We start from the raw sequence: 13529 nt of genomic DNA on the forward strand, positions 1-13529 counted from the left end.
CCACGCTGAATGGGCAACCGGCTCGTCCCACTGCTGCTCCTGGCCTTGCTGGGCATCGTGCATGCCCAGCTGTGGCTGGGCCGTGGCAGCGTGCCCCAGGTCAACGCCCTCAAGCAGCAACTGGCCGAGCAGGAGCAGCTCAACCGCGCCGCCCAGTGGCGCAACGAGCAGCTGGCCAGCGAGGTGCGCGACCTGCAGGAAGGCCAGGACATGGTCGAGGAACTGGCCCGCCAGGAACTGGGCATGGTCAAGCCCAACGAGGTCTTCGTGCAGATCGCGCAGCCCAAGCGGTGAGCGCCCCACCCTTCACAGTGGCGCTGCTGGGCGCCGAATCGACCGGCAAAAGTGGCCTCGCGCAGGCCCTGTTCGACACGCTCACGGCCAAACACGGCCAACACTGCGTGATGGTGCCCGAGCACCTGCGCGACTGGTGCCAGCGGCAGGACCGCGCCCCCGAACAGCACGAGCAGGCCGCCATCGCCGCCGAACAATCCCGATTGATCGCGCAGGCCCGCGCCACGCCTAGGGTGCACGTGGTGCTGGCCGACACGACGGCCGTGATGGTGGCGGCCTACAGCGAACAGTATTTCAATGACCTGTCCTTGTGGCCAAGGGCTTTGGCCGCCCACACAGACTGCGATCTGACTCTGCTGATGGGACTGGACCTGCCTTGGGTGGACGATGGCCTGTGCCGCGACAGCCCCGCCGCACGCGAGGACACCGACGCCATCCTGCGCGCCCGGCTGGATCAGGCGGGCGTTGCCTACCAGATGGTTTACGGCAACGGCGACAAGCGCGCGTCACACGCACTGCGCACCGTGGGTGCCGGCATGGGCCTCACGTTGACGGCGCAGGACCCGTTCTGGGAACAGGGCCGGCGGCCCTGGAGCTGCGAAAAATGCAGCGACCCGGCTTGCGAACACCGGTTGTTCCGCGACCTCATCGGGTCGCAAGCGCGGCAAGTCACTTGACCCCGGCTGGCGTCGGTGACGGGTTCACCGGCACGCACTGATTCCGGACGCCGGCGCTGGGCACAAACCCCATCCTCTTGACATCCACGTTTTCCGCCACGGGCGCTCCGCCGTTGTTCAAATCCACCAGGGCCATGCTGCACTTGTCGCCGTCGAATTGCCCCACAAGCCCGTACTTTCCATCGGGTTGCGGCACCAATGAAAGCAACACGGAACAGGTCTTCCACCCGGTGGCGACACCTCGGTTCCAGAAAAAACCGAAGGCGACGCGTTGATGGGCGTTCAAAACCAACGTGCCGGTTTTGTTCGTCAGCGGATAGAGCTCATGGGTGAGGCTTTTGTTGTCGGTGCAATTGTTGCCATTCCCGTAAAAGAAGAACCCACTCAGGCCACCAGAACGGGAAAAATCCAGAACGGCATTCCCAGATGCCTGAGGTGGGGTGTAGGGCGTCGTTGCGCATCCACCGAGACCGATGGCCATGGTCATCGCGAGCAGAAAAATGCATCGCCGTCGACCGCACAAGGCCATGCAACGCCACATCTTGCACACATGCCGTTCCGGTGCCGGTTCGGCATCCCGAACGGCACCGCATCCCTCACTGCACGCTGCTGCTGCCCGGTGGCATCTGTGCCTGCTGCAGGAACACACTGGCCGCGTCCACCGGGTCGAAGCGGTACTGGGCGCCACAGAAATCGCAGGCCACTTCCACCTGGCCCTGCTCGGCCAGGATGGACTCGACCTCGTCGCGTCCCAGGCTGCGCAACATGCCCGAGACCCGCTCACGCGAGCAGGTGCAGGCAAACCGGGGCGCATGGGCGCCGTCCTGCGGCGCGAAACGCAACACCTTTTCCTCCCAGAACAGGCGGTGCAGGATGGTGTCGGCGTCCAGCTCCAGCAGCTCCTCGCGCTTGAGGCTCTTGGCCAGGATGGAAATGCGGTTGTAGTCCTCGTTGCGCCCGATCTCGTCCTCGTCGGCGCGGCCCACACCGCTGCCCGCCAGGTTGGCCTCGCCCTGCAGCGGCAGGCGCTGGATCAGCAGCCCGGCCGCCACACGCTCGTCGGCCGCCAGCACCAGGGTGGTGTCGAGCTGCTCGCTCTGCAGCATGTAGTGCTCCAGCACCTCGCTGACTTTTTCGAGCTTTTCCTTGTGGTCGCCGTGCAGCGGTACCACGCCCTGGTAGGGCTGCTGGCCGGGCTGGCGGTCCTGCGGGTCCAGCGTGATGGCGCAGCGGCCCTGGTTGTGGACGTTGACCATGTGTGACAGCGGCGCGTTCGCGGCCACCTCGCCCTGCACCGTGGCGGTGGCGCGCAGGCGCAGGTCGGACTGCACCTCCACCACAGCCAGCTTCACCGGTCCGTCGCCGTGCACCTGCAGCACCAGCGCGCCATTGAACTTGATGTTGGCCTGCATCAGCACGCCGGCAGCCGTCATCTCGCCCAGCAGTTCGGTCACGGCCGGCGGGTAAGCCCCGCTCTGGCGCCGCCGCAACAGGATGTCGCGCCAGGCGTCGTCCAGGCGCACCAGCATGCCACGCACCGGCAGACCGTCGAAGATGAATTTGTGGAGTTCGGACACGCGGGCCTTCAATCGAAAAAATACAAACGGAGCAAATGGGGATCAGGCCAGCTTCTTCAAGCCCTGGCGGTAGCGCCGGGCGTTGTCCACGTAGTGCTGGGCGCTGCGCTTGAGGCCGGCGATCTGCTCCGGGCTCAGCTGGCGCACGGCCTTGGCCGGGCTGCCGATGATCATGGAGCCATCGGGAAATTCCTTGCCTTCGGTCACCAGCGCGCCGGCGCCCACCAGGCAGTGCTTGCCGATTTTGGCGCCATTGAGCACCACCGCGCCAATGCCGATCAGGGATTCGTCGCCGATGGTGCAGCCGTGCAGCATGACCTGGTGGCCCACGGTGACACGCTCGCCGATCACCAGCGGGAAACCATGGTCGGCGTGCAGCACGCTGGCGTCCTGGACGTTGCTGCCGCGTCCCACGGTGATGGTTTCGGTGTCGCCACGCAAGACCGCGCCAAACCACACGCTGCTGTCCTCGCCCAGCACCACCTGGCCCATCACCTGCCCGCTGTCGGCCACCCAGGCCGACTCGGCCACTTGCGGAGCCACACCATCGAGTTCATACAGCGCCATCGTTCGCCCTTGCCCAAAGGATTGAAAACCTAGAATTGTAGGGATGACCGCCTCCCCCGACATCCGCCAGCGTGCATTGGCCGCCTTGTGCGAAAGCGAGCCCGGCGCCAAGGTGAACCAGGTGCACGCCCTCTGGCGCGACCTGCCCGGTGCACCTCTGGACAGCCAGGCCACCCTGGTGCCGGCCGCGCCGCTGCCCGGGCGCCCGGCCCGGCCCCCGCTGCTGCCCCCCATGCAGGTGCCCACGCGCTCGCCCTTCACGGCCGAGGGCCTGGCGGCGCTGCTGCACGCCATCACCCACATCGAATTCAACGCCATCAACCTGGCGCTGGACGCGGTCTGGCGTTTTGCCGGCATGCCGGACGGTTTCTACCGCGACTGGCTGCGCGTGGCCGACGAGGAAGCCACCCACTTCGGCCTGCTGCACACCCACCTGCAGAGCCTGGGGCACGGTTACGGCGACTTCGACGCCCACGACGGCCTGTGGAGCATGTGCGTCAAGACGCAGGACGACATCACCGCCCGCATGGCCCTGGTGCCGCGCACGCTGGAAGCGCGTGGGCTGGACGCGACGCCGCAGATCCAGGCCAAGCTGCGCAAGGCCGGCACACCCGGCGCGCTGAAGGCGGTGGACATTCTCGACATCATCCTGCGCGACGAGATCGGCCATGTGGCGATTGGCAACCGCTGGTACGCCCACCTGTGCCAGCAACGAGGCCTGGACCCGATCGCGCACTACCGCGTGCTGGTGCGCCAGCACGAGGCGCCCCGGCTGCGCCCGCCCTTCAACGAAGCGGCCCGCCGTCAGGCCGGCTTCAGCGCCGAAGAACTGGACTACCTGCTGGGCGCCTGAGCACCGCCCGGCCAGATTGTCAGCAAACGTACAGTTTGGCGTCAGTGCTGGGTAATTACCCTGCCCTACAGTGCCCCCACTCCTGCGAGGTCATGGCGCGGGTCACCCCAGCGGTGACAGCGGCCGTTTCGGTACAGGAGTCATCCATCTGAAGAGGGGAGAAGTCTCATGGAAACCACACTGGCGGACCGCATTGCCGCCCACCCGAAATACCGGGAACTCAAAGCCAAACGTTCCAGCTTCGGCTGGACCCTCACCGCGCTGATGATGATCGTGTACTACGGCTTCATCCTGCTGGTGGCCTTCAACAAACCCTTCCTGCTGCAGAAGCTGGGCAGCGGCGTCATGACCCTGGGCATGCCCATCGGCCTGGGCGTGATCGTCTTCACCATCGTCATCACCGGCATCTACGTGCGTCGCGCCAACAGCGAATTCGACGACCTCACCGAAGAAATCAAAAAGGCGGTGCTGTGATGCGTGCGATGTTCAAACAAACCCTGGCGCTGCTGGCGCTGCTGTGTGTGACCGGTGTGGCGCTGGCCGCCGGCGCCGACCTCGGCCAGGCCGAGAAACAGGCCACCAACTGGACCGCCATCGGCATGTTCGGCGCCTTTGTCGCCGGCACCATGTTCATCACCAAGTGGGCCGCGGCCAAAACCCGCTCGGCCGCCGACTTCTACACCGGCGGTGGCGGCATCACCGGCTTCCAGAACGGCCTGGCCATCGCCGGCGACTACATGTCGGCCGCGTCCTTCCTGGGGATTTCCGCGGCCGTGATGGCCAGCGGTTTCGACGGCCTGATCTACTCCATCGGCTTTCTGGTCGGCTGGCCGGTGGTCACCTTCCTGATGGCCGAGCGCCTGCGCAACCTGGGCAAGTTCACCTTCGCCGACGTGGCGGCCTTTCGCTTCAGCCAGACGCCCATCCGCGTCTTCGCCGCCTCGGGCACGCTGGTGGTGGTGGCCTTCTACCTGATCGCACAGATGGTCGGCGCTGGCCAGCTCATCAAGCTGCTGTTCGGCCTGGAGTACTACATCGCCGTGGTCATCGTCGGCGCGCTGATGATGGTCTATGTGCTGTTCGGCGGCATGACGGCCACCACCTGGGTGCAGATCATCAAGGCCTGCCTGCTGCTGGGTGGCGCGTCCTTCATGGCGCTGATGGTGCTCTGGCACTTCGGCTTCAGCCCCGAGGCCATGTTCGCCAAGGCGGTCGAAATCAAGACCGGCCTGGCCAGCCAGGCCGGCAAGACGCCCGAGGAGGCAGCCAGCATCGGCTTCTCCATCATGGGCCCGGGCAACTTCGTCAAAGACCCGATCTCCGCCATCAGCTTCGGCATGGCGCTGATGTTCGGCACGGCCGGCCTGCCCCACATCCTGATGCGTTTCTTCACCGTGCCCAACGCCAAGGAAGCGCGCAAGTCGGTGCTGTGGGCCACCACCTGGATCGGCTACTTCTACATCCTGACCTTCATCATCGGGTTTGGCGCCATCACCTTCGTGCTGACCAACCCCGAGTTCCTGGACGCCAAGGGCGCCCTCAAGGGCGGCGGCAACATGGCGGCCATCCACCTGGCCAGCGCGGTCGGCGGCAACGTCTTCCTGGGCTTCATCTCGGCCGTGGCCTTTGCCACCATCCTGGCCGTGGTGGCTGGCCTCACGCTCTCGGGCGCCTCGGCCGTGTCGCACGACATCTACGCCACCGTGCTCAAGAAAGGCAAGGTCGACAGCGCTTCCGAACTCAAGGTCTCGCGCATCACCACCGTGGCCCTGGGCATCATCGCCGTCACGCTGGGCATCGCCTTCGAGAAGCAGAACATCGCCTTCATGGTCTCGCTGGCCTTCGCCATCGCCGCTTCGGCCAACTTTCCGGTGCTCTTCATGAGCGTACTGTGGAAGGGCTGCACCACGCGCGGCGCGGTGGTTGGTGGCTTCCTGGGCCTGATCTCGTCGGTGGTGCTGACCGTGTTGTCCGACTCGGTGTGGGTGGCGGTGCTCGGGCATGACAAGGGCAGCGCGCCCTTCCCCTACACCTCGCCCGCGCTGTTCTCCATGACCATCGGTTTTGTCGGCATCTGGCTGTTCTCGGCGCTGGACAACAGCGAGCGCGCCCAGATCGACAAGGCGGGCTTCCTGGCCCAGCAGGTGCGCTCCGAGACCGGCATCGGTGCCTCGGGCGCGTCCGGGCACTGAACCCCACCGCCACGTCCACAGGCCGCTGCCACCCGGGTGCCAGCGGCCTTTTTGTTTTTCCCGCGATCTGACACCATCCGCCCATGCCCAGCAGCTTCGATTTCAGTCACCCGCCGTTTGACTGCCTCAGCCCGGGCGAACGCCAGCGCGTGGCCGACACGGTGGACATCGGCTACTACACGCCAGGCACCGCCGTCCTCACCCCCGACACGCCCGCCACCCACATGCATGTGCTCATCAAGGGCCATGTGCAACACATCGAAGGCGGTGAGGTGGTCGCGGTCTACGGCCCGGACGACTTCTACGGCGCACGCGCCACCATGGCCGGGCACAGCAGCGGTGTGTTCACCGCGTTGGACGAGGTCATCGCCTACCTGCTGCCCCGGGCCACGCTGCAGGTGCTGATCGCCGACAACGCGCGCTTCAGTGCCCTGCTGTTCGCCGACATCTCACGCCGCCTCTCGGCCGCGGCCGAAAACAGCCACAGCCACGAGTTCCTGTCGCTCATGATGGTCCGGGTGCGCGACGCCTTCGTGCGCAAGCCCTTTTTTGTCGACGGCGGACTGGACCTGGTCAGCGTCTGCGCGAGCCTGTCAGAACACGGCCTGACGAATGCCCTGGTCCGCGACACCGGCCCCGACGGCCAGGCCCGCGTGGGCATGTTCACCACCACCGATCTGCGCGATGCGCTCTTGCGCCCCGAGCCACCAGGCGCGCTGGCGGTGCGCGAGGTGGCCCGCTACGACCTCATCACCGTCAGCCCCGACACCGAGCTGTTCGAGGCCCTGCTGGTCATGATCCGCCACCGGGTGCACCGGGTGCTGGTGCGCGAGGGCGAACACATCCTGGGCGTGCTGGGTCAGCTCGACCTGATGAGCTACATCTCCAACCACTCGCACCTGATCGCGATGCAGGTCGAGCAAGCCGCCAACCTGGAAGAGCTCCAGCGGGCGGCGCGCCAGGTCGATGGCCTGGTGGCCCTGCTGCACCGCGGCGGCGTGCGGATCGAGGTCATCTCCACCCTCGTGAGCGAACTCAACGGTCAACTGTTCTCCCGTCTCTGGGCCCTGATCGCACCGCCCGAGCTGGTCGCCCACAGCTGCCTGCTGGTGATGGGCAGCGAAGGCCGTGGCGAGCAGGTCCTCAAGACCGACCAGGACAACGCGCTCATCCTGCGCGATGGTTTCGAGCACCCCGATCTGGCGGCCGTGGCCCAGCGCTTCAGCGATGCACTGGCGGGCATCGGCTACCCCCCCTGCCCAGGCCAGATCATGCTCACCAACCCGCTCTGGCGCCAGCCGCTGACCGGCTTCAAGACCACCATCACCGACTGGCTGCTGGGCCACCATCCGGACGGTCCCATGCACCTGGCGGTCTTCCTGGACGCGCGCCCGGTGGCGGGCGACCACAGCCTGCTGGCCCAGGCGCAGCAGCACCTGCGCACGCTGTTCAGCGGCAGCGCACCGCTGCTGGCCCGTTTTGCCGGCGCGGTCGACCAGTTCAATGAACCCGGCCACTGGTGGGACCGGCTGGGCGGCCTGCGCGGGCGCGACGAACAGCGCTTCGACCTCAAAAAACTCGGCACTTTTCCCATCGTGCATGGCGCCCGCGCGCTGGCGCTGGAGCACGGTCTGAGCTGCCTGGGCACACGCGAGCGCCTGCAGGCGCTGGCCAGCGCGGGCCAGCTCGACGCCACGCTGGTACGCGACCTGGTGGACGCGCTGCACTACCTCATGGGCCTCAAGCTCCAACACAACCTGCGCCAGCAGGCGCTGGGCGAGGCCGTGCACAACGAGGTGCGGCTGTCGGACCTGGGCACGCTGGAGCGCGATCTGCTCAAGGACTCGCTGGCCATCATCAAGCGTTTCCGCCAGCATCTGCACAGCCACTTCCGGCTCGATGCGCTGTGAGCCCGCCATGTGGCTGAAACCCCTGCGCGACGCCTGGTTCCAACGCCGGCTGCTTGACCCGGCCTACGCCGGCCTGTTCGACGCGCCGCCGGCCGACGAGTGGATCAGCATCGACTGCGAAACCACCGGCCTGGACGCCCGGCGCGACCACATCCTGAGCGTTGGCGCGGTGCCGGTGCGGGGCCGGCAGGTGCTCACCAGCCAGCGGCTGGCGCTGCTGATCCGCCCCGACGCCGAGCGCGCGCCCCTGACGGCCGAGAACGTGCGCATCCACCGGCTGCGCGCGGCCGACCTCGCCGAACACGGCGTCTCGCCACTGGAAGCGGCGCGGCGCGTGCTGGACTTCATCGGCCCGCGCCCCCTGGTGGGCTACCACCTGGCCTTCGACGTCGCCCTGCTCAACCGCCTGGTGCGCCCGCTGATCGGCATCCCGCTGCCCAACACGCAGATCGAGGTCTCGGGGCTGTACCACGACCTGCGCCACCGCCAGCAGCCGGGCGCCCACATCGACCTGCGGCTGGACGCCATCATGGACGGGCTGGGCCTGCCCCGGCGCGCCGCCCACGATCCGGTGAACGACGCCACCATGGCCGCCCTGGCCTTCGTCAAGCTGCACGCCCTGCGGACGGGCTGATCGAACGCCGCCCGACGATAATCGGGAATGACCGTTTCTCCCCCGACCGACTTCGCCACCCTGCCCCTGTCGCCCGCCATGCTGGCGAACCTGGCGACCCTGGGCTACCAGCAGATGACGCCCATCCAGGCCGCCAGCCTGCCGGCCGCCTTGCTGGGCAAGGACATCATTGCGCAAGCCAAGACCGGCAGCGGCAAGACCGCGGCCTTCGCGCTGACCCTGCTGGCCAACCTCAACCCGCGCCGCTTTGCGGTCCAGACCCTGGTGTTGTGCCCCACCCGCGAGCTGGCCGACCAGGTGACCACCGAGATCCGCCGCCTGGCCCGCGCCGACGACAACATCAAGGTCGTCACCCTGTGTGGCGGCGTCCCGCTGCGCGGCCAGCTGGCCACGCTGGAGCATGGCGCCCACATCGTGGTGGGTACGCCCGGGCGCGTGATGGACCACCTGGAACGCCAGAGCCTGCAGCTCGACGCGCTCAATACCCTGGTGCTGGACGAGGCCGACCGCATGCTGGACATGGGCTTCTTCGACGACATCGTCAAGGTCGCCCGCCAGTGCCCCAAGGACCGCCAGACCCTGCTGTTCTCGGCCACCTACCCCGACACCATCGCCAAGCTGGCGGCGCAGTTCATGCGCGAGCCGGTGACGGTGAAGGTGGAGGCACAGCACAGCGGCGGCCAGATCGAGCAGCGCTGGTACGAGGTCAAGGACAAGGACCGCCTGCACGCGGTGGGCCAGCTGCTGACGCATTTCCGCCCGGCCAGCACCCTGGCCTTCTGCAACACCAAGGTCCAGTGCCGCGACCTGGTGGAGGTGTTGCACGCCCAGGGCATCAGCGCCCTGGCCCTGCACGGCGACCTGGAGCAGCGTGACCGCGACCAGGTGCTGGTGCGTTTCGCCAACCGCAGCTGCTCGGTGCTGGTGGCCACCGACGTGGCCGCGCGCGGCCTGGACATCGCCAGCCTGGCGGCCGTCATCAACGTGGACGTGACACCCGACCCCGAGGTCCACATCCACCGCATCGGCCGCACCGGGCGCGCCGGCGAAAGCGGGCTGGCGCTCAACCTCGCCAGCCTGGACGAGATGGGCTCGGTCGGCCGCATCGAACAACTGCAGAAGCAGGAATCGGTCTGGTATCCGCTGGCCGACCTGACTCCCACCGGCAGCGGCCCGCTGCTGGCGCCCATGGTCACCCTGCACATCCAAGGTGGACGCAAAGAGAAAATCCGCCCAGGCGACGTGTTGGGCGCGCTCACCGCCGACCTCGGCTACACCCGCGAACAGGTGGGCAAGATCAACGTCAACGAATGGTCCACCTACGTGGCGGTGGACCGCGACATCGCCCAGCAGGCGGCCAGCCGCCTCGACGCCGGCCGCATCAAGGGCAAAAGCGTGAAAGTGCGGGTGCTCGAAGACTGAGCCACGCCCTCCCCACATCCTCCCTCCTCACACATCCCACCACACAGAAGGTACGCAGCATGGGCGCGCAATGGAAAGCGAAACACAAGGACCTGGCGGCCAACGCCCGGGGCCGTCTGTTCGGCAAACTGGTCAAGGACATCATGATCGCGGCGCGCGACGGCGCCGACCCGAGCGCCAACGCGCGCCTGCGCCTGGCGGTGGAACAGGCCCGCAAGGCCTCCATGCCCAAGGACACGCTGGACCGTGCCATCAAGAAGGGCGCAGGCCTCAGCGGTGAAGTCGTGCATTTCGAGCACGTGATCTACGAAGGCTTCGCGCCCCACCGCGTGCCGGTGATGGTGGAGTGCCAGACCGACAACGTGAACCGCGCCGCCTCCGAGATGCGCGTGCTGTTCCGCAAGGGGCAGCTCGGCACCTCGGGCTCGGTGGCCTGGGATTTTGACCACGTCGGCCTGATCGAGGCCGAACCGGCCACCCCCGGCGCCGACCCCGAGCTGGCCGCCATCGAGGCCGGCGCTCAGGATTTCGAGCCCGCCCACGAAGAAGGCGTGACCCTGTTCATCACCGACCCGACCGACCTTGACCTGGTGGGCCGTGCCCTGCCCGCGCAGGGCTTCAGGCTGCTGTCGTCCAAGCTGGGCTACAAGCCCAAGAACCCGGTCAGCGCCGCCAGCCTCACGCCCGAACAGCTGGACGAGGTCGAGACCTTCCTGGCGGCACTGGACGCCAACGAGGACGTTCAGAACGTGTTCGCGGGCCTGGGGGAATAGGCGGCCGGAAGCCCGGTCCCGACGCTCACATCCCCAGCAGTTTCTTGGCTTCGGCCAACGCCGCCATCGACTCGGTGTGCTTGCCTTCCTTGTGCAACTGCTCGCCCTTGGCGCGCAAGTCCTTCACCTTGCTCATGTTCTCCGCGCTGAGCTGCGCACCGGGCAACTTGGCGTCGATGGCCTTCATTTCGTTGGGGCAGTTGTGGGCCAGGGCCCATGACGACACCAGCGTGGCCGCGATGGCCACAATCAACTTTTTCATGGTCGAACTCCGTCCAGACAAGCGCTGTGGTGCAGCACCATTGCTGCGACCCGCACGGTACACCCGCGCACCTCAGACTGTGTTGCCCCTGCTGGGCACAGGGGCAAGGGCGGGCACCACGCCCACATAGCGCCCACGGGGGCGGATCACCTGCACCACGTCCAGTTGCTCCATGCAGTGCGCCAGCAGCCCGACGCTGCGCGCGGTGGCGAACAGGCCAAAGGCCGCGTCGGCCGGCAACCGGCCGTGCGCCACCAGGGCCACCAACGCGACATCGATGTTGGGCAGCAGCCCGGTCTGCTGGGTCACCTTCTCGATGAAGCGCGCGATCACCCGCGGCGGCTCGAACAAGGCCAGCAAGGCGGCCGCGCGCGGGTCGCCGTCGGGGTAGAGGAAGTGGCCGAAGCCGGCCAGGGGCAGGCCATTGGACAGGTAGTGCGCCACCACCCGGTCCTCGCCCTGGCGCTCCACCTCGTCGAACAAGGCGCGCACGCGGCCGGTGGCGTCACCGTGCAGCGGCCCCGACAAGGTCGTCAGCCCCGCCAGCAGGCAGGCTGGCAGCGAGGCGCCGGTCGACGCCGCGATGCGCGTGGCAAAGGCCGAGCTGGTCAGTTCGTGGTCGGCCAGCAGCACCAGGGCCGTGCGCAGCAACTCCCCCATCGGGGCCGTCTGTTTCCAGCCCTGGGCAAAACGCCGGTGCAGCGGCTGTGATCCCCCCTGGCGGGCGCCAAAGGCATTGGCCAGCTGCCCGACCAGGTTCTGCGCCTCGATGTGCAGCACCCGCGTCAGGCGCCCCCGCGTGGAATGCCCGTTGGCCGCCAGGCCGGCCAGGGCCGTGAACGCGGCCACCCTGCCGGGCGGTGACACGGGCGCGCTTGCGGGGGCCGAAAAGTCCACCGCCTGCTCGGCGCCCCACAACAAGCCAGCCACCGCTTCCAGGGTGCCCGTGCGCGCCAGGTCCACCGCGTCCTGGCCCCGGTAGTGCGGGCGCCCACGGAAAAAGGCGGTCAGGGCGGTCGGGATGCTGGGCTCGGCGCCGAACAGCGCGTTGGCGGCCAGGGTCTCGTGCTTGCGGCCGTCCTGCTTGCGCTTGGCCAGGCCGGCCACGTCCTCGGCGCGGTACAGGCTGCGCCGCGTGTCGGCCGGGTCGGGCATGACTTCGAGCTTGCCACGGCTCACGTAGGCGTACACCGTCTGCGCGCGCACGCCCAGGAGACGGCAGGCTTCGTCCAGGGAAATCCAGGTGGCCATGGGGTTTGTGTGTCTTTATACATTGATTTTATACATCAATATTGACGTTTTGATCAAGCACAAATTAGGATCTGCCCACGACTTCCACGTTGGCCCCCTCTGAGCAACACGCCCATGAAACCCCAGGTCCTGCAACTCAACCCCATCCTGATTCCCTCGGTCAACGACGCGCTCGCGTCGCGCTACACCGTCCACAAGTATTTCGAACTGAGCGGCGACAAGGCCGCCTGGCTGCGCGAGCACGGCAGCGCCATCGCCGCCGTCATCACCGGCGGCCACACCGGCATCTCGCGGGCCATGCTGGAGCAGCTGCCCGGACTCCAGGTTGTGGCCGTCAATGGCGTCGGCACGGACGCGGTCGACCTGGCCTACTGCCGGCAGCGCCGGCTGCCGGTGACGGCAACGCTGGGCGCGCTGACGGAGGACGTGGCCGACCTGGCCATCGGCCTGCTGATCGCGGCCTGCCGCAACCTGTGCGCTGGCGACCGCTTCGTGCGCGACGGCCAATGGCCGCTGCACCCGCAGCCCAGCGCCATCCCGCTGGCCCGCCGCTTCAGCGGCATGCAGGTGGGCATCGTCGGCATGGGCCGGGTGGGCCGCGCGGTCGCCCAGCGGGCGCAAGCCTTCGGCTGCCCCATCAGCTACACCGACCTGCAGCCCTTTGGCGACGTGCCCCACCGCTTCGTGGCCGATCTGGTGGATCTGGCGCGCGACGCCGACGCGCTGGTGCTGTGCGCGGCCGCCGACCAGGCCGAAGGCATCGTCAACGCCGCCGTGCTCGACGCCCTGGGGTCGCGCGGTTTCCTGGTCAACGTGGCGCGTGGTCGCCTGGTCAACGAAAGCGACCTGGCCGAGGCCGTCGCCGCCGGCCGAATCGCGGGCGCCGGCCTCGATGTGTTCGTCGACGAGCCCCACGTGCCGCAGGCGCTGCGCCAATCCGACCGTGTCACCCTGCAAGCCCACCGCGCCAGCGCCACCTGGGAAACCCGCAGCGCCATGGCCCACATGGTGCTGGACAGCCTGGCCCAGGCGCTCGCGGGCGAACGCCCGGCCATGAGCCTGACGACCTGACCCCCCGGGGTCCATCCCCGGCCGAACCGATTTCCATACAGACAAC

General features: G+C 67.8%; 15 protein-coding genes. 10 read left to right on the top strand and 5 right to left on the bottom strand.

Features of this window, described 5'->3' with window-relative positions; translation table 11 throughout:
• The first annotated feature begins 9 nt into the window (after positions 1-9).
• Both ftsB and AAHB17_RS15340 read left to right on the top strand, forming a co-directional pair.
• On the top strand, positions 10-294 hold the full coding sequence (gene ftsB / locus AAHB17_RS15335; protein WP_342131501.1) for a cell division protein FtsB: 285 nt from the start codon (positions 10-12) through the stop codon (positions 292-294).
• Positions 291-971, top strand: a complete 681-nt coding sequence (locus tag AAHB17_RS15340; RefSeq protein ID WP_342131502.1) for an ATP-binding protein — start codon at positions 291-293, stop codon at positions 969-971. Before ftsB ends, AAHB17_RS15340 begins: the two co-directional genes overlap by 4 nt.
• Here AAHB17_RS15340 and AAHB17_RS15345 read toward each other — a convergent pair.
• From AAHB17_RS15345 to AAHB17_RS15355, 3 genes are all read right to left on the bottom strand, one after another.
• On the bottom strand, positions 964-1452 hold the full coding sequence (locus tag AAHB17_RS15345) for a hypothetical protein (RefSeq protein ID WP_342131503.1): 489 nt from the start codon (positions 1450-1452) through the stop codon (positions 964-966). The genes AAHB17_RS15340 and AAHB17_RS15345 overlap by 8 nt on opposite strands.
• A gap of 115 nt (positions 1453-1567) precedes the next feature.
• Entirely contained in the window at positions 1568-2548 is a 981-nt protein-coding gene (gene hslO / locus AAHB17_RS15350) for an Hsp33 family molecular chaperone HslO (RefSeq protein WP_342131504.1), read from the bottom strand.
• Between the two features lie 42 nt (positions 2549-2590).
• On the bottom strand, positions 2591-3115 hold the full coding sequence (locus AAHB17_RS15355) for a gamma carbonic anhydrase family protein (protein WP_342131505.1): 525 nt from the start codon (positions 3113-3115) through the stop codon (positions 2591-2593).
• A gap of 43 nt (positions 3116-3158) precedes the next feature.
• Between AAHB17_RS15355 and AAHB17_RS15360 the strand changes: the two genes are divergently transcribed.
• The 7 genes from AAHB17_RS15360 (at position 3159) to AAHB17_RS15390 (ending at position 10899) form a co-directional block, all read left to right on the top strand.
• Complete coding sequence (locus AAHB17_RS15360) at positions 3159-3968, top strand: ferritin-like domain-containing protein (RefSeq protein WP_342131506.1); 810 nt, start codon at positions 3159-3161, stop codon at positions 3966-3968.
• Between the two features lie 168 nt (positions 3969-4136).
• A complete protein-coding gene (locus AAHB17_RS15365; protein ID WP_342131507.1) occupies positions 4137-4442 on the top strand; it encodes a DUF485 domain-containing protein in 306 nt (101 codons plus the stop codon).
• Positions 4443-4450: 8 nt separating this feature from the next.
• Positions 4451-6160, top strand: a complete 1710-nt coding sequence (locus tag AAHB17_RS15370) for a cation acetate symporter (protein WP_342131508.1) — start codon at positions 4451-4453, stop codon at positions 6158-6160.
• Between the two features lie 83 nt (positions 6161-6243).
• Positions 6244-8070, top strand: a complete 1827-nt coding sequence (locus AAHB17_RS15375; RefSeq protein WP_342131509.1) for a putative nucleotidyltransferase substrate binding domain-containing protein — start codon at positions 6244-6246, stop codon at positions 8068-8070.
• A 7-nt stretch (positions 8071-8077) separates the two neighbouring features.
• Entirely contained in the window at positions 8078-8704 is a 627-nt protein-coding gene (locus tag AAHB17_RS15380) for a 3'-5' exonuclease (protein ID WP_342131510.1), read from the top strand.
• 27 nt (positions 8705-8731) lie between these two features.
• Entirely contained in the window at positions 8732-10126 is a 1395-nt protein-coding gene (dbpA, locus tag AAHB17_RS15385; protein ID WP_342131511.1) for an ATP-dependent RNA helicase DbpA, read from the top strand.
• A 59-nt stretch (positions 10127-10185) separates the two neighbouring features.
• Positions 10186-10899, top strand: coding sequence for a YebC/PmpR family DNA-binding transcriptional regulator (locus tag AAHB17_RS15390; protein WP_342131512.1), 714 nt, complete (start codon positions 10186-10188; stop codon positions 10897-10899).
• 25 nt (positions 10900-10924) lie between these two features.
• Here AAHB17_RS15390 and AAHB17_RS15395 read toward each other — a convergent pair whose 3' ends face one another.
• Together AAHB17_RS15395 and AAHB17_RS15400 are read right to left on the bottom strand one after the other, a co-directional pair.
• Complete coding sequence (locus AAHB17_RS15395; RefSeq protein WP_342131513.1) at positions 10925-11161, bottom strand: hypothetical protein; 237 nt, start codon at positions 11159-11161, stop codon at positions 10925-10927.
• A gap of 72 nt (positions 11162-11233) precedes the next feature.
• Positions 11234-12412: a citrate synthase family protein gene (locus tag AAHB17_RS15400; RefSeq protein WP_342131514.1), complete on the bottom strand. Its 1179-nt coding sequence runs from the start codon at positions 12410-12412 to the stop codon at positions 11234-11236.
• Positions 12413-12526: 114 nt separating this feature from the next.
• Here AAHB17_RS15400 and AAHB17_RS15405 point away from each other — a divergent pair, with 114 nt between their 5' ends.
• Positions 12527-13483 carry a 2-hydroxyacid dehydrogenase gene (locus AAHB17_RS15405; protein ID WP_342131515.1) on the top strand — a complete coding sequence of 319 codons (957 nt, stop codon included), beginning with the start codon at positions 12527-12529 and terminating at the stop codon, positions 13481-13483.
• The last annotated feature ends 46 nt before the right edge of the window (positions 13484-13529 follow it).

Source organism: Hydrogenophaga sp. OTU3427, from assembly GCF_038440225.1.
GTDB lineage: Bacteria > Pseudomonadota > Gammaproteobacteria > Burkholderiales > Burkholderiaceae_C > Hydrogenophaga.